13 protein-coding genes and 2 pseudogenes are annotated in these 15,938 nt (G+C 43.8%); 5 read left to right on the top strand and 10 right to left on the bottom strand.

Features of this window, described 5'->3' with window-relative positions; genetic code table 11:
* Positions 1 to 6 precede the first annotated feature (6 nt).
* Both C7391_RS07815 and C7391_RS07810 read left to right on the top strand, forming a co-directional pair.
* Positions 7 to 315 (top strand): transcriptional regulator FilR1 domain-containing protein, encoded by a 309-nt coding sequence (locus tag C7391_RS07815; RefSeq protein WP_133517999.1) that lies wholly within the window; start codon positions 7 to 9, stop codon positions 313 to 315.
* 46 nt (positions 316 to 361) lie between these two features.
* A complete protein-coding gene (locus tag C7391_RS07810) occupies positions 362 to 565 on the top strand; it encodes a hypothetical protein (protein ID WP_133517998.1) in 204 nt (67 codons plus the stop codon).
* Positions 566 to 716: 151 nt separating this feature from the next.
* Here the strand turns inward: C7391_RS07810 and C7391_RS07805 are convergent, their stop codons facing one another.
* The 8 genes and pseudogenes from C7391_RS07805 to C7391_RS07770 form a co-directional block, all read right to left on the bottom strand.
* The gene (locus tag C7391_RS07805; protein WP_133517997.1) at positions 717 to 2,813 is read right to left on the bottom strand and encodes a hydantoinase/oxoprolinase N-terminal domain-containing protein; all 2,097 of its coding nucleotides are present in this window, start codon (positions 2,811 to 2,813) and stop codon (positions 717 to 719) included.
* Between the two features lie 685 nt (positions 2,814 to 3,498).
* Positions 3,499 to 4,149 carry a cobalamin B12-binding domain-containing protein gene (locus C7391_RS07800; protein ID WP_133517996.1) on the bottom strand — a complete coding sequence of 217 codons (651 nt, stop codon included), beginning with the start codon at positions 4,147 to 4,149 and terminating at the stop codon, positions 3,499 to 3,501.
* A gap of 33 nt (positions 4,150 to 4,182) precedes the next feature.
* A pseudogene (gene mttB / locus C7391_RS07795) lies at positions 4,183 to 5,670 on the bottom strand ([trimethylamine--corrinoid protein] Co-methyltransferase).
* Positions 5,671 to 6,130: 460 nt separating this feature from the next.
* Positions 6,131 to 7,537, bottom strand: a pseudogene (gene mtbB, locus C7391_RS07790) ([dimethylamine--corrinoid protein] Co-methyltransferase).
* A 27-nt stretch (positions 7,538 to 7,564) separates the two neighbouring features.
* Positions 7,565 to 8,197 (bottom strand): dimethylamine corrinoid protein MtbC, encoded by a 633-nt coding sequence (gene mtbC, locus C7391_RS07785; protein WP_133517995.1) that lies wholly within the window; start codon positions 8,195 to 8,197, stop codon positions 7,565 to 7,567.
* A gap of 836 nt (positions 8,198 to 9,033) precedes the next feature.
* A complete protein-coding gene (locus C7391_RS07780) occupies positions 9,034 to 9,771 on the bottom strand; it encodes a DNA polymerase sliding clamp (RefSeq protein ID WP_133517994.1) in 738 nt (245 codons plus the stop codon).
* Positions 9,772 to 9,904: 133 nt separating this feature from the next.
* Positions 9,905 to 10,216 carry a transcription factor S gene (locus tag C7391_RS07775; RefSeq protein WP_133517993.1) on the bottom strand — a complete coding sequence of 104 codons (312 nt, stop codon included), beginning with the start codon at positions 10,214 to 10,216 and terminating at the stop codon, positions 9,905 to 9,907.
* Positions 10,217 to 10,397: 181 nt separating this feature from the next.
* On the bottom strand, positions 10,398 to 11,783 hold the full coding sequence (locus C7391_RS07770; RefSeq protein ID WP_133517992.1) for a tripartite tricarboxylate transporter permease: 1,386 nt from the start codon (positions 11,781 to 11,783) through the stop codon (positions 10,398 to 10,400).
* A gap of 111 nt (positions 11,784 to 11,894) precedes the next feature.
* Between C7391_RS07770 and C7391_RS07765 the strand changes: the two genes are divergently transcribed.
* Positions 11,895 to 12,845, top strand: coding sequence for a TIGR00269 family protein (locus C7391_RS07765; protein WP_133517991.1), 951 nt, complete (start codon positions 11,895 to 11,897; stop codon positions 12,843 to 12,845).
* Between the two features lie 61 nt (positions 12,846 to 12,906).
* Here the strand turns inward: C7391_RS07765 and C7391_RS07760 are convergent, their stop codons facing one another.
* Together C7391_RS07760 and C7391_RS08600 are read right to left on the bottom strand one after the other, a co-directional pair.
* Positions 12,907 to 13,341 carry a C-GCAxxG-C-C family protein gene (locus C7391_RS07760; RefSeq protein ID WP_133517990.1) on the bottom strand — a complete coding sequence of 145 codons (435 nt, stop codon included), beginning with the start codon at positions 13,339 to 13,341 and terminating at the stop codon, positions 12,907 to 12,909.
* Positions 13,342 to 13,571: 230 nt separating this feature from the next.
* Entirely contained in the window at positions 13,572 to 13,706 is a 135-nt protein-coding gene (locus C7391_RS08600; protein ID WP_263295339.1) for a hypothetical protein, read from the bottom strand.
* Between the two features lie 139 nt (positions 13,707 to 13,845).
* Here C7391_RS08600 and aspS point away from each other — a divergent pair, with 139 nt between their 5' ends.
* A complete protein-coding gene (gene aspS, locus C7391_RS07755) occupies positions 13,846 to 15,186 on the top strand; it encodes an aspartate--tRNA(Asn) ligase (RefSeq protein ID WP_133517989.1) in 1,341 nt (446 codons plus the stop codon).
* Between the two features lie 9 nt (positions 15,187 to 15,195).
* The gene (gene rpiA / locus C7391_RS07750; RefSeq protein WP_133517988.1) at positions 15,196 to 15,894 is read left to right on the top strand and encodes a ribose-5-phosphate isomerase RpiA; all 699 of its coding nucleotides are present in this window, start codon (positions 15,196 to 15,198) and stop codon (positions 15,892 to 15,894) included.
* Positions 15,895 to 15,938 lie beyond the last annotated feature (44 nt).

The raw sequence follows: 15,938 nt of genomic DNA, 5'->3' as shown, positions 1-15,938 counted from the left end.
TTCGAAATGGCCGAATCAGGCAAAGACATGACAATCATCGTGACGCCGAAAGTTTACGACCGCCTCGTCGAAGATCATGAAAAACGCCTTCAAGACATTATCAAAAGAGAAAACGTCACCTTCATGAAATTAAACGACAAAGGTGATGCCATCGGCCCGTCCATGACAATTACAGATGTTTTCACATACATTTATTTCTTCAACAACGACGGCGTTTACGACTACAAAATCATCGTCAGCTTAGAAGATGCCACCCGTTCATGGGCAAAAGAACTGTACAAACACTACAAAAAGCAGTCAACTGCCATGGAATAAAACAAGGCAGGAAACATGGAGCAAGCGTGGCTCGCGCGAATGCTGCATGTTTCAATTTATTTTTAAAAAACGACCCCGCTATTTTCTAATTTTAAAACAGCCCCGCCGGTTTGAAAATCAAAAAACGGACACTGTTGCTGCCCATTCCGTCTCGGCACTGTCAAAACAGCAGCACAGCTGTTATCCGTTCCATCTCGGCACTGTCAAAACGCAGCACAGCTGTTATCCGTTCCGTCTCGGCACTGTCTAAACAGCGGCGAAGCCGCCAAAAATCGCAACGCGATTTTAAACAAACGCCTGATGAAATCGTAGGCGGAGCCATAAAACGCGAAAGCGTTTCTGCAAACACCGCCCTCCCCTCGCCCCTGAAATTTTGTGAGGCGAAGCCGAACAAAATTTTTTTACAACACATTCCTGGCGAAGCCTTCGAAAACAAAATGCGTCATATACGGCAAAACGCCTTTGGAAATTGAAACATCTTCTTCATGCATTTTGAATTCAACTTTTTCTGCCGGCACCGCTTCACGTTCCATATATTCCATAATCATTTGTTTGCCCAACTCCCGGGCATAATTCAACGCATCATCGCGGTTTGCAAACGCTTGGCGGCCGCCCGGATAATAAACAATGAAACCGTTCGTTTTCAACATATACCTTGATTCGCTTTGAACAGTTCTGACGGAAATGTCAATGCGTTTCGCAATTTTTCCGACAAGCGCGCCGACGGCATTTCCGACATCAAAATATTCGGGCGTCAAAATCTCAGCGTCAATGAATTGGCGAAGATCGTCTGCAAACGCTTTGACGGGACCGCCGATCATCACAACCGGAATATCGAGTTTGTATTTGAGCAACGGCTTCTTGAAAGCTAAAACGGCTTTCACTGAATCCTTAAAAACAGGAGAGTCCGTCAAGTCGGGATTGAACGACGCTTCGAACCGTGACCGCGTATTAAAAACATCCGAGCGGGATGTCTGAACAATATTTTCAGCATTATCCGCCAACCCTTTATCGACAAGGAAATAAACCAATTCCTGCGCCATTTTTAATGAAAACGTCTGTTTCAAATACCGGCAAAGTTCCATGTATTCCGTGTCCAGAAAAGAGGCGGTAATGCGAGCCGCAAGAACAGATGCCTCGGCGTTGAACTCATTATAATCGCCCAAAACATGCAAAACATCCGTCGGCGTAAAACCAATCATATTGATCAATTTTTGAGTGACCAACGACTTCAGAATGTCGGCAGGAACGTAAGTCATGTCCCACATAATATCATTGATTGAAACAGGCGCATCTTCCTTGATTTTGTTATATACTTTTTGTTCTTCAGCGGTTAAGCCGATTGCGAGGTTGCCGCTTCGAATATAGAAGCGAACGGGTTGAACATATTCGCTGAAACGATATTTGTCGGCAAACCATCTTTCTTTCAAACTTTCCAAAATTTCAGGATAGAGCGATGCGGCGCGGCAAATCGGAATAATCCGTCTCGGCCCGAACATGATTCGATCTTGGACAGCAGAATCGGAAAGAGACGGAAGACGAATCCAAATTTGGCTGTCACCGCCGAGCGCAGATGTTTCCATACGGATGGCACGCACTTTGGTCCGCCACCCGCCGACAACAGCACCGTTATCGGAAATATCCGGAAAACCGTTTTCAACCAGAGAAACATCGGTGCTGGTGCCGCCGACATCAATCATTAAACAGGATTCACGGCCGGACAAAAAGGACGCGCCGAGTAAACTGGCAGCAGGCCCCGAAAAAATAGATTCGACCGGCTTTTCCATTGCTTCTTCGATGCCTGAAACCGCGCCGTTACATTTCAAAATTTTAATATCGGCATTTAACCCGCGGCGTTTGACTTCGGAAACGACTGCGTTTACAAAGCGGTTCGTGGTCGGCAAAAGCATTGCATTCAAATAAGCCGTCACACCGCGCTCGTAAGTGCCCAGAGATTGCGCCAATTCATGACCGCAAACAACAGGGTGACCGGATTGACCGTCGGCCACGGTTAATCTCTGAATCAATTCTTTTGTTTGTAATTCATGGTCAGGATTGCGGACGCTGAAATAAGAAGAAACGGCAAAAGCAGAAACTTTGTCTTTGACGGAAAGAACATATTCTTCAATGGCTTCAAAATCGAGCGGTTCGGCTTCATTGCCTTCATTATCATGACCGCCTGAGACAATTGTATAATTTTGAACCGCTTTTTGATCATCGAAATTCAAAAGTTTCGCGCTGCCGATTAAAATGAGCGCGGCGGCTTCGCCCGTATTTTCAAGAACAGTATTTGTTGAAAGAGTTGTCGATACAGAAACAACAGACACTTTTTCGATCAAATCCGCCGGCATTTCATCAAGCGCATTTCGAATGCCATCAATCGGATCAGGATAAGTTGTCAGAGACTTTGCGGATTTTAAAACGGTTTTACTCTCATCGTCAATAATGACAACATCAGTGTATGTTCCGCCTGTATCAATACCTAAACATAATGTCATTTTCTGAGCCCCAATAGATTTCGGCCGGAAGCCGATTTTTAAGATTATGAAAATTTAACAAAATAAAATTTTGAATTGTAAATTTCTTGAATCGTAAATTAAAGATAAATTGTAATTTTGAATTTGATTTTGAATTTAATTTTGAATGAAATTTTGAATGAAATTTGGGATAAATTTCCGAATAAATTTGAATGATAAATTTGAGGAATTAATTGAGTTAATTAATTGAGTTAATTAAATAATAATTTTGAGAAATTAAATTAATTTCGAACAATAATTTTAATGGATTTTTAAATGAATATCATTTCGACAACGAAAAACTGTAATCGTTGTAATAAAGACAGCTTCTCAAATCAAAGCGAAGCCGCAAAAAGGCTCACGGAAAGCCACAAAAAATACAGCTTTTCAAAAAAGCCATAAAATCAAAAAGATTTATATGAATTTGAGCAATTGGTATAAACTTGTTTTTAATACCAATCCTAAAATAAAAAAGGAAAAGGAACAGCAGATTATGACTTTGCTGCCCATTTCCAACACGGGGGTTGTTGTATATATCTTGTCACCTGATGAGTGCTTATCAGAGAACTGACAGGGACAGTGATAATACAGATATTAAAAACGAGCGGGACGGAGTGTGTGTGGAACTTTTTTCATGCCGCCCCTCCCGTCTCTAATTGTGATTTATTTAAGCACCTGTTGCTGCTTTGACTTTTGAAACAGCGTCAGTTGCGCTTTCGCCGTAGATGTCTGCGCCGATCTTGTCAGCCCAGTCCTGTGTGCACGGTGCACCGCCGACCATTGTTTTAACGGTGTCGCGGACGCCTGCTTCTTTAAGCTGTTCTTCAACCTGGATCTGAGTGACCATTGTTGTTGTCATCAAAGCGGAGGTTCCGACGATAGCGGGTTTGTGTTCTTTGACTGCTTCAACAATTGTTTTGACCGGAACGTCACGACCAAGGTCGATAACGTCATAGCCGGCAATGCCGAGCATGGAAACGACGATGTCTTTACCAATAGAGTGGATGTCGCCTTCGATTGTACCGATAACGACTTTACCCTTGCTGACCGTCTGTGCTTTTGTCTTTTCCATTTCAGGTTTTAAGACTTTAATGCCTGCATTCATTGCTTCGGATGCGGCTAACACGTGGGGGAGGAAGAGTGTGCCCTGTTCAAACTGAACACCAACGTCGCCCATTGCAGCGGTGTATGCTTCAATGATTTCAACGGGGTTGATGCCTGCTTTAAGGCCTTCCTGTGCTGCTTCTTCGGCCATTTCGCCGTCGAATTCCATAATTGCTTCTTTTGCCATTGCCATAACTTCGTCTTTACTTGCCATAATTTAAACCTCTGTATTTTTTGTTTAAAGAATTCAGATCTTGAATGCTTTGTCTGCCTTGTCAACAATTGCTTTCATTGCTGCGAGGATGTCTTTGTCAACTGCCGGAACTTCGTGGTTCTTCATGACATCAAGGTAGGTGTCGTGTGCTCTGTCAGCAACATCTTTGGAACCTGCTGCTTCCCAGTCGCCGAACATCTTTCTGTCGAAGAGTTTCGGAGAGGACGGAAGGTTAACGAGTTCTCTTGTTTTCTTGAGTGCAAGGAAGTTGTTACCGATACCGACTTTCTTAATCTGGTCAACACCGAGTGTTTCTTCTGTCACAACAATGCCTTCCATGGCTTTTTTGACCATTGCGATGATGTCGTTGTCGATGATGAGCTGTTCCATGGAGAAGGTCATACCGAGTTCGAGCATACCGGCACCGTAGATTGTGTTGGAGCCTGCAAGTGCTGCAAGGGTTGTTGTGATTGTCTTTTCGTGGCCGGCCTGTGCGTCCGGAACTTTTGCGTCGGTCTATGCGCCTGCAACGAATGCGGGGAGACCGTAGAATTTAGCGAGCTTGGAGACACCTGCACTGATAAGACCGAGTTCGGGTGCGCCGACAGGTGCTGTTCCCATCTTCAAGTCGAATGTTGTGGTGGAGCTGCCGTAGTAGACAGGTGCGCCGGGGTTTGTGATCTGTGCGAGCACGATACCTGCAAGAACTTCTGCGTTGTGTGTCACGAGTGTACCGGCAAGGTAAACAGGTGCGGAGCCGCCGGACATTGCCATAGAGAGGACGTTGACGGGCATGTTGTTCATTGCGCCTTTCATGATAACTTGACAGGCGTTGCTGCTGAGTTCGAGCGGGCTGGTCGGGCAGACCAACATGGACATGATCGGTTTTCTTCTGGCTTCTTCTTCGTCGCCGCCGTAGTAGGCTTTGATGATTTCCCAGTAGGTTTCGACGTTTTCGCCGACGGGGTCAATGTCGTGGTAGTGTTTCTCTGTGCTTGTCAAGGGTGTAAAGACTTCGTGGACGTCCTGTGCACCTTTGCCGGCCCAGTCTCTTGCGGAAACAGGGAGGGAGAAGTAGTCGATGTTTTCGGCCCAGTCACAAAGTTTTGCGACATTGGCGATGTCCTGTTCAACAGAGTCGACGGTTTCGTATTTACCGGGTGCGACGTAGTTGGTCATCTTAACGCCGGTACCGAAGCAAGTCCAGTGGACTTTGCCGCCGCATTCCATGACAGTGTTGTATTTCTTGTTTCTGGCCCAGAGAGTGAATCTGGAAGGAGCTGTCTGAAGTGCTCTTCTGACAACAAACTCGGGGATTTTGACAACCTGTGTCTTTTCATCAACAAGACAGCCGGCCTGCTTGAAAGCAGCGATGGCGTTTGCATCGGAAACCTGGATACCGGGTTCCATGAAAACATCCATTGTTGCTTCGTGGATTGCTTTTAATTCGTCTTGAGTGAAGAGTTCAAACTCAACACCATTGAGTGCTTTTGTTGCTGCAAATGCATTACATTTTGACATATTTTTAGCCTCTGTTATTTTTTGTGTAATTTTTTGTAAAACACACACTAACGCGTGCTTTATAAATTTGAAGGGGTTGAAACGAAATATCGGACAGCGAAACGGAAAACAAAATCCTTAGGTTGTGTGTATTTTTGGGTGTGTGTATTGTGTGTGTATAGCAAATTTAGCCGTTTTTTGTTAGACAATTTTTTTGGATTTTAGATCAGATATTTTAAAGAGCATACGCTCATCTGTGAATGGAATATTGCTCCCCGTATCGCTTTTGCGAACTCGCCTGACGGCGTTTTTCAATAAATATAAATTTTTTGAAGCTTTTTCTGCCGGGATTATTTGAAAATAAAATAACCAATAAAAGCGGAATCAGCCACAAACCTACAGTCCGATAAAAATGATTTGCAGAGGATTGTTTTAACACACAAAACAATCCCCGTAAGTTTGCAAATCAAAATCGTTTACATTACTGTTTAATCTGGTTTCTGAAATAGTCACAGCAGTTGATCTTGGTGTCGAGAACTTTCTCGATGTTCATCTTAGCTGCAATGCCTTTCGGAGCGCCCGGAACGGATGTGATGACACCGATACCGAGGTCTTCTCTGACGTCTCTCATTGCGTATTCGTCTGCTAAGTCGAAAACATCGACACCGACTTTCTTTGCGACGTATTCTTTGGCTTCCTTGATCTTCATGCTCTTGGAGAGCTGCATACGTGCGACAAGGTCGCCGCCTGCGCGAAGACCGGTCATACCGGATGCCATGATGTGTGCAATCGGCATACCGAGCGGGTCGCCGACACCGATCTAAATGCCGTCTGCGCCTGCAATTTCAACAATTGCTTTGCTTGCGCGTGTAACAGCGTCAATCGGGGGTGTTTCAAGCATCGGGATACCGCCGACACCCATACCCATGTCTGCATGGATCGGGATTGTGGATGCTTTGCAGCATTCTTTTGTGAATGCAACGGAGCGGGCAAGGTTCCACGGGAAGGTTCTGCTTGTGTTTGTGTTAACAGCGGGGCCGAAGATGCTGGCGCCTGCTTTCTCAACGAGCTTAACCTGCTGGTGCGGCCAGAGACCGGCAAGAACGGTGCCTTCGAATTCGAGCATACCGTGCATACCAATCCAGCTTTCACCGGCACTGCCGACTTCGATGTACATTTCCGGGAATTCTTCGCGGAGTGCTTTCACAGCGGTAAGGGTACCGTATGCGTCTGCATCGCCTGCTGCGCCTGTTGTGTCAAGGTTAACACCGTCTGCGCCGGAGGCCATCAATTTCTGCATGATCCAGACAATGTCACGGGTCAAGTGTTCTGCGGAGTGTTCCATGGAAGCGAATGCTTCTTCGAGTTTGAAGGCTTTAAGCAAGTCTCCGGGGTTCTCGAACGGACCGTCAGGGGTGTAGTAGAGACCCATGTTCGGCATTGCACCGTAGAACAACGGAACAATCATGTTCTGCTGAGCGACTTCCATCATCTGACATTCGTTAGAAACGATGGGTTTGACGGGTTTGAAACTGTAGTCGATGTGACCGAGTTCCATTGTGTCAGCGCCGAATGCACGTTCGTGCATCATCATACCGACAAGACGGCTGGACGGGATACCGACGCCGCTGTTACCCTGGTCACCGTCGAGACGGATGGTACCGATGTCGTGAGAAACCGGGATTTCCATACCGTATTCAACTGAAACGGATTTACCGGGCATTGTACAGATTTCGATGAGCTTGTCGATTTCGTCTGCGGAAAGTTCGGGAACTAAACCGTAGTCAACAGCGTTTCCTGCACCGGCGAGGGTGTCTTCTTTGATCTGTTCTTTGGTCATGGAGACGCGTTTACCGTCACCCATTCTTAAAATGTATTCTGTTGCCATTTGTGTAACCACCATATTGTTTTATATTTACAACAGAAGTGCCTTTGCTCTTTCAACAGCTTCACTTGCATTTTCTGCATAGCAGTCTGCGCCGATTTTCTCAGCCCATGCTGTTGTTGCGGGTGCGCCGCCGACCATGACTTTAATGTTGTCTCTCATGCCGTTGGCTTTGAGGAGTTCAATGATTTCCTTCTGGCCGTTGAGTGTGGTTGTCATTAAAGCGGACAAGCCGACCATGTCAGCGTTGTATTCTTTGATTGCTTCAATGAATTTTGCATTCGGGACATCTCTGCCGAGGTCGTGGACTTCAAATCCTGCGGACTGGAGCATTGTAGAAACGATAGATTTGCCGATGTCGTGAACGTCGCCTTCAACAGTACCGTTGATGATGACTTTCTTAACGGTTGCGCCGGCTGCGCCCATGTCGAGTGTGTCAACAGCGGCTTGCATGCCGTTTGCTGCCATCATAACGTGGGGAAGGAAGACTTTTCCTCTTTCAAACTGGTCGCCGACTTCGGTCATGCCGTCTGCAAGGCCGTCAATGATTTCCACACTGGGCATACCTGCATCAACTGCTTTCTTTGTAGCTGCCATGATTACATCTGCTTTACAGGAAACCATCGCATCGGATAATTCTTTTAAAATAGCTTGTTTATCCATTATATTTACCTCCGTAAATAACTCAATTTGCAAATTCTGATTTTTTGCATCAAAATTTTTCAATTGCGTTTTTGTCTGAATCAGGTTTTTCAAAAGATGCAAAAACAATTGCATCCCCCCGTGTACAATTCGAAAAACCTACAAAAAATGAATTGTACTGGGAGTGAAAAGGGCTGAAAAATATATAGACTAATCCTTGATGAGTTTGCATTTTGGGGAAAAAAACACAGACAGGTAAAAATTTTCATGCCCATTCATACATTACAACATCATTGTAATTTTCTAATATAATTGTTATGAAAATGCAAAACATTCTTTTAAAAAATAATAAAATAAAAAACGAAAAATGATTGAAAATGATTTCGGCCGAACGACATAGAAGTCAAAGAACATACCATTAAAAATTTTCATGGCTTCGATTAACTCACGATACATGAGGGATTTAAGATTTTACACTTCTAAAAAACAGAAAATAATTTTTTAGAGCTAAAATCTAAGAAATGAAAAACAACAAATATCTAAAAATAAAAACAAAAAATAATCAAAAATAATCCAATAATAAAAACAAAAAATAATCAAAAATAATCCAATAATAAAAACAAAAAATAATCAAAAATAATCCAATAATAAAAACAAAAAATAATCAAAATAATCCATAATAAAAACAACAAAAAATGAAACAAACTCTGAAACGTGAACAAAAAGAAAACAAGCTCTGAAACGAGACAAAAATAAACAAAATAAAAGAAAAACGACGAAAATAATCTGAAAAAAACAATAAAAACGATGAAAAGAGAAAAGTTTGCGGAAAAGAGATTTCCGCAGAAATGTCCGAATCAGTCGGATTCGATTCTCGGGGCCAACAAGAATGTCACATGACAGGCGTTGGGCGCCACATCGAATTCAATTAAAATCGGGAAGTCACAGCCGATGGAAAGGGTTACTTCGTTGGCTTTGCCGGCTGATTTGATGATGTCGAGAAGATAGTCCAAGGAGAACAAGGAGTTTGCTTCACCGGATTTCAAATCAATCAACTGGTCTGTGCCCATTTCCAAACGAACCTGGTCTGTGTCGCCTTTGGCTTCCATGAAGAAAATGTCGCCTGCAACACCGAGCGTCATGTGGTCACTGATTTTTTCAGCGGCTTTGACAGCGCGTTTCAAGTCCTGACCGTTTAAAACGACGCGTGCCGGAAGATCCAACTGCGGAACGCGGGGTTCGGATCTGATTGTGGACGGGTCTAATAAGGATAAGGTGTAGGAAAGACCGCCGAAATTCAAATGAAGTTTTTGAGCAGTCATGTCAAGTTCCATATCGACCAAAGTCTTTTTCTCAACAATGCCGAGGATGTCGTTGAGTTTGACAAGGTCAATGCCGACTTCCGTTTCCTCCGCCGTGTAGCTGTCAAAAGCGCCGGCTTTTAAGTCAAAGATAACCATTGCCACATTTGCGGCATCGACGGCTTTGACTGAAATGCCATCCGGCTTAATTTTCAAGCGAACCTCACTGACAATGACGGAAAGCGCCGTAATGGAATCTCTGAGAAGATCAATATCGATTGAAGCTTTGAGCATAGAAATCACTTTTTGTTATAACGTTTAATAAAGTTTAGATAAATGAAATAAATGTAAAAAGATGACGCAAGTCAATTTTTACTGTTATAACCATTTACAAATATAAATATTTAATATTCAAAAATATTTAGGTTTAATCATATTCACGCCATGTGTAAGCGCATTTTGTACATTTGAAGAAACGTGTCTCAGATTCATCTGCGGAACGAAGCTGCCTGAGCCACCAGTAGGCTTTTCTGTTCTTGCATTCAGGACACATAACATCGGTTGTCGGAAGGCCTTCTTCGATATCTCCTTCTAAAACGACGACTTCACGTTCTTGGATTTCAGATTTGAAAGCCAATTCGGAAGAGTCCCCCATTGCGGATGTACAGCCGCATTTCTTGCATTTAAATTCACTGCCTGCCGGCATCATCATGCTTTTACATTTCGGACAAAATTGCATTATAGATCACTTACATTTCATTAAATCTCATGTGTTAAATAGCAACGACCGCCGTGATGAAACAAATACAACAAATACAAAAAAAGCGGTGCGTTAGAATTTTACAAAATCGGTTTAAAATTATTTATTCAAACATGCTGTTTCATGATTTAACCGTTTCGTTTATGTTTTTTTATTAAAATCACCTTAATCCCAGGAAATAAAGCATAACGGGAAAGAGGATGACTCCCATTAAATTTGATTTTCGGACATGAAGAACAACCGGCAAAAATCCGATGAAAACGGAAACGGCAAACAAAATAAGACCATAAGATCCGCTCATTAAAAAGATTAAAAGCGTCAGCAGCAAAAGAACAAAAGCCGATATTTTCCGGTAATCGATTTTTTGAAATATTTCAGGAATAATTTTTCCGACATAAATTGTTGAGAAATAAGAAAAGAAAGCGCTGATCATAATAACGGCATAAAACAAAATAAACAATTCAAGCATTTCACCGGAAAAACCGTTTGAAAGCGGGAACCCGGCCGCCGACAAAATATCCCGAATTGAAACAACTGCGCCGTTTCTGGATTTGCCGATAATAAAAAACGCTAAAAGCCCGAAAACCGCGTTTGCCGTATTGATTGCAGAAACAATAACAATATACTCTTTTGAGTGAGAAATCTCCACGTTGAGAGAATCCGGAGATTCATGAAAGTCGCCGCCTGTTTCATCAAAATCATTCTTTTTAAAAAATCCCGCTAAAATTGCGGCAACCGATGAAGAAACACCGGGAATCCATGAAACAAATGCACCGGCAGCCGTCCCGAGAACCGCATTTTTTAAAAAAAGTTTGTTTGAAAAATTCAATCCGGTTTCATGAACATCATATATTTCGGATTTGGAAAACAAACTGATAATCAGTTGCGGAACACCGAAGAGTCCTCCAAGAAGCGGCATTAGAACAGAAGCGGAAGATGAAAGCAGAACAGGAGTCAAACTGCCGTCCATTTCAAATGCGATCACCCCTAAAACGCCGGCTGTCAAAAAAACAATTGTCGCCGAAATAATTTTAGAGATTTTCTTTTCGGAAAGCAAAACAATTAGAGACAACGCAAGCAGGATGAATCCCATTTTTGTTTCCAGCAACGGATAGAAACGAGATAAAAAGAAAGCGGTCGGAAGAATCATCAAAAATGAAAAGATGACTGCGGCCGCGCTTCCGAGAGCGGATAAACGAACAGCCGGCAAGCCTTCGCCGGCAATCAGCAGTTTGTGTCCGGGCAAAACGGCAAAAACTGTTTCTTCGCCGGGCGCGCCGAGAAAAATAGCCGGAATAATATTATGAAAGGTATGAGAAACCGCGCAGGAAAGAATAACAGCGGACAAGAGAACGGGAGACAATCCGAAGCCGTACAAAAATGCGGCTGCGCTTGCCAAAATAACAGCGATGTTATTGACATGAATTCCCGGAATCATGCCGGTCAATAATCCGAAAATCCAGCCGCAAACGACGCAAAAAATAAAGCCGCAAACGAAGTTTTCAAATAAAATTTCAAACGGCAATGAAACAGCGGCGGTAATCATACACCCCGGATATTTTGAAAAGGATATCAAGATGCCGAAATTTTTGAAAACATAAAGTTTAAATGAGAAAGGTATCGTTTTTCAATTCAGTTTCATTTATCAGGTTGACTTATGACGACAAAATGCCGAAAATGCAGCACGCCTGCAATCATTTACCAGCCGTATTCCGGCCTTCATTTATGCAAAAAACACTTTTTTGAAGACGTGGAGCGCAAAGCGAAGCTGACCATGCGCCAGCGTTATCCGGTAAAAAAGAATGATGTCATCGCCGTCGGATTTTCCGGCGGAAAAGACAGTTCCGTCTCTCTTTTGCTGATGCATAAAATCTTCGGCAACCGACCCGATATTCGAATTGTCGCGATTACAATTGATGAAGGCATCGACGGCTACCGCAATTATTCAATAGAGCGGACGCGTGAGATGACAGAACGCCTCGGCATTGAACATATTGTCAGATCTTTCAAAGACGAATACGGCAAAACCATGGACGAGCTTGTCGTTGAAAAGAAAATGGTTGAAAACCGTTACAGCGATGATAAAAAAGAAGTCGGACCGTGCAGTTACTGCGGCGTTCTCCGAAAAAAAATCCTCAACAAAGTCGCCCGCGAAATCGGCGCGACCAAACTCGTCATCGGACATAATTTAGACGATGAAGCGCAGACAATCATGCTCAACCACTTCCGCGGCGACGTCGAACGAATGGTACGCTTTTCCGCCGCCAACGAACTGGACGGTTTCATCATTCGCGTCAAACCGCTTCGAAAAATTCCGGAAAAAGAAATCGCCCTTTACGCTTATTTGAATGATCTTCCGATGGAATTAACAGCTTGCCCGCACTCATTCGGCGCGCTCCGAAAAGAGGTTCGCAGACTTTTGAATAATTTTGAAGTGAACCACCCCGGCACAAAATATTCTCTTGTACGCGGTTATGATACAATGGTGCCGCTCATTTCCCAGGCGTTGGATGTTTCCGTGATGAAAAACTGTCAAATTTGCGGCGAGCCGTGCAACGATGATGTTTGTCAAGCGTGTAAAATGTTGGAAAAGAAAGCAATTGAATAAATTTATAAAAACTATTTTTTGACATTTTTCGAAAAACGGCAATGAGCTTTAAATCTAGTAATCAATATCCCATCTCTTCAAGGATTGTGATGGCGCTGACTACGAAACCCGTGCATTTTACGGTAAACAAATTTTCCGTGGTCGCTTGGCTCAGGCCTTCCTGAGTGAAAATGTTGCAGCCGAGCAACTCGCGGCATACAACAGACCCGTTCGTTTCTCGAAACCGTCGTAAAAATTCTTCGGTTTCTTTGTCACACAGCTCTTTTGCAGATGAATCTGAATCGAGATCACTCCCGCATCGCAGTCCGATGACCAAAACAGCACCCGAGACGGCTCCGCATACATCCGCGGTCCGAACACCGCTTCCCAGACCGCCGGCGATTCTCAAAGCGGTATTTTGATCCAATCCATAATCGGCACTGAATGTCGAAAATACTGCCTGCGCACAATTAAATCCTGTTTTAAAAAGATTTGAACCAATGTCTGTTTTATTCAAGTTGTACCCTCTCACATCATCTGTTTCATATGATTTATTTCAATGTGCCATAATCCGAAATAATTATGCAGCAATGATGTAAATAAGTGTGGTGGCTCGCGCGCGGGCGTCAGATCAGCATAATGTGACTCACGGAGTACAGCAGTGTCAGCCGCATATTTTTTATTATGATTTATTGAGGCTGATAAAAAAGCCCACCGTTTTAATAAACGGCAAAAAATATGATTTTTTCAGTCGATGACAAACAAATAAAGATAAGCCAAACATAAAACGACGAAGAGTAAAAGAACATTTTTCATTTTAACAATATGAAGCGCATGGTCAAATGCATGTTCTGCCGATTCTTCGATTTGGTGTAAATCCATAAATATCGCCTTTTATTTATCAATGTAAAATATTCACCCTTTTTATTCCATTTAAATTTTTGCTTAAATTAAAATACGATATGGATTATTTCTCAACCGAAATACGCAATTTTTACTTTTTACAATTTAAGTGATCATTATGTCATTAAAAGCACTCAGAACACACTTTACGGGGGAAATTAACCCTGAAGCGGACAACGGTCAAACCGTTACGCTTTCCGGCTGGGCTCACGAAATCCGTGACCTCGGCGGCATCACCTTTTTGGTTCTCCGCGACAGAACGGGACGCGCGCAAGTAACGATTTTAAAGAAAAAAGTCGATCCCGAACTTTTGGAAACCGTTAAAAGAATGAGCCGTGAATCCGTTATTACTGTAACGGGAACCATCAAAGCTGAGCCAAAAGCACCCAACGGCTACGAATTAATGCCCGAATCCATTACAGTTGTGACTGTTGCGGAATCTCCGCTTCCGATGGACACGACCGGCAAAGTGGACGCCGAACTCGACACGCGCCTTGACAATCGCTTTATGGACCTCAGACGCGAAGAGCAGACCGCAGTTTTCGTCATCCGCGACACCGTTCAGGCTGCAATCCGCGACTTCTTCAGAGAAAACAAATTCGTCGAAACCACAACTTCCAAAATTGTGGCCGCGGCAACAGAAGGCGGAACAGATTTGTTCCCGATCAGCTATTTTGACCGCGAAGCTTTCTTAAACCAAAGCCCGCAGCTCTTTAAACAAATGCTTATGTCTGCAGGACTTGACCGCGTTTATGAAATCGGCCCGATTTTCAGAGCGGAAGAACACGACACCAGAAAACACTTGAACGAAGCCACTTCAATCGACATTGAAATGAGCTTTGCCGACCACGAAGATGTCATGGAACTTTTGGAAAACATGATTGTTTACATTTACGAACAAGTGGTTGAAAAATGCCAAAAGAGCCTTGCAGTTCTTGAAAAAGAACTTCAGATTCCGAAACTGCCGTTTAACAAATACACATATGAGCAGGTTTTAGACATCATCAACAATGAAATCCCCGAAATTGAAGATAAAATGCAATTCGGCGATGACATCGGAACCCAAGCCGAACACCTTTTCGGTGAATACGTGTTCAACAAAACCGGCGAATCACACTACTTTATCATCGACTGGCCGACGGAAACAAAGCCGTTCTACGCCATGCCTTACGAAGACCGCCCTGAAATCTCAAAAAGCTTTGACATGATGCACCGCATGATGGAACTCTCCTCCGGCGCACAGCGCATTCACCAGTACGATTTGCTTGTCGAGCGCATCGAGGCAAAAGGTTTGAACCCGGACGGCTTTGACTTCTACTTAAAACCGTTCAGATTCGGCATGCCGCCGCACGCAGGATTCGGTGTCGGCGCAGAGCGTTTGATTATGACAATGCTGGAACTTGACAACATCCGCGAAGCTGTTTTGTTCCCGAGAGACAGAAAAAGACTTTCACCCTGAGGGAAAACAATGGCAGACAGAAACCAAGCAGCAGAGTCGCCTGAAAAGAAGGCGGCCGGCATTTACGCCGCGTCTCTTGTCAAATCAGGCGATGCCGTCGGTCTCGGAACCGGCTCCACCGTCGCATACACGATCAGAGAACTCGGCCGCCGCGTCCGTGAAGAAAATTTAGACATTGTCGGCGTTGTGACTTCTTACCAATCCGAAGCCATCGCCATCGAAGCCGGCGTTCCGTTAACAACACTCGCGCAAACACCGAAATTAACGATTGCAATTGACGGCACCGACCAGTTTGATGAAAATCTTTACGCCATCAAAGGCGGCGGCGCAGCGCATACGCGCGAAAAAATCGTTTCCATGTCTGCCGACCGTTTTGTCGTTGTGTCCGACCCCGCTAAAAAAGCAAAAACCCTTTCCATTTTTGTACCGATTGAAGTCATGCCGTTCGGCAAAGAATTGGTCATGAAATCACTCAAAGAAATCGGCGGTGACCCCGTTCTTCGCGCAGCCGCTAAAAAAGACGGTCCTGTGATTACCGACAACGGCAATTTCATTATTGACTGCACTTTCGGCGAAATTAAAAATCCGCTGGAAATGGCTGCGAAACTCTCACAAATTCCCGGCGTCGTCGAACACGGCATTTTCATGAATGTCGATGAAGTCGTCATCGGAAAAGCTGATGGAACGGTTGAAGTAATCCGAAAATGAGAACAGAATTGTTCTCACTTTTTTTAGCTTTTTTAAAAAAATAT

It is taken from the genome of Methanimicrococcus blatticola, from assembly GCF_004363215.1.
Classification (GTDB): domain Archaea; phylum Halobacteriota; class Methanosarcinia; order Methanosarcinales; family Methanosarcinaceae; genus Methanimicrococcus; species Methanimicrococcus blatticola.
The sequence above is the reverse complement of the archived record's forward strand: the minus strand, read 5'-3'. Positions and strand labels throughout refer to the sequence as shown.

What these genes read in the sequence shown, in the direction of transcription:
- C7391_RS07815 (WP_133517999.1), top strand. Translation starts at nt 7, where the DNA reads ATGGCCGAATCAGGCAAAGACATGACAATCATCGTGACGCCGAAAGTT.
- C7391_RS07810 (WP_133517998.1), top strand. Translation starts at nt 362, where the DNA reads ATGTTTCAATTTATTTTTAAAAAACGACCCCGCTATTTTCTAATTTTA.
- C7391_RS07805 (WP_133517997.1), bottom strand. Translation starts at nt 2,813, where the DNA reads ATGACATTATGTTTAGGTATTGATACAGGCGGAACATACACTGATGTT.
- C7391_RS07800 (WP_133517996.1), bottom strand. Translation starts at nt 4,149, where the DNA reads ATGGCAAGTAAAGACGAAGTTATGGCAATGGCAAAAGAAGCAATTATG.
- mtbC (WP_133517995.1), bottom strand. Translation starts at nt 8,197, where the DNA reads ATGGATAAACAAGCTATTTTAAAAGAATTATCCGATGCGATGGTTTCC.
- C7391_RS07780 (WP_133517994.1), bottom strand. Translation starts at nt 9,771, where the DNA reads ATGCTCAAAGCTTCAATCGATATTGATCTTCTCAGAGATTCCATTACG.
- C7391_RS07775 (WP_133517993.1), bottom strand. Translation starts at nt 10,216, where the DNA reads ATGCAATTTTGTCCGAAATGTAAAAGCATGATGATGCCGGCAGGCAGT.
- C7391_RS07770 (WP_133517992.1), bottom strand. Translation starts at nt 11,783, where the DNA reads ATGATTACCGCCGCTGTTTCATTGCCGTTTGAAATTTTATTTGAAAAC.
- C7391_RS07765 (WP_133517991.1), top strand. Translation starts at nt 11,895, where the DNA reads ATGACGACAAAATGCCGAAAATGCAGCACGCCTGCAATCATTTACCAG.
- C7391_RS08600 (WP_263295339.1), bottom strand. Translation starts at nt 13,706, where the DNA reads ATGGATTTACACCAAATCGAAGAATCGGCAGAACATGCATTTGACCAT.
- aspS (WP_133517989.1), top strand. Translation starts at nt 13,846, where the DNA reads ATGTCATTAAAAGCACTCAGAACACACTTTACGGGGGAAATTAACCCT.
- rpiA (WP_133517988.1), top strand. Translation starts at nt 15,196, where the DNA reads ATGGCAGACAGAAACCAAGCAGCAGAGTCGCCTGAAAAGAAGGCGGCC.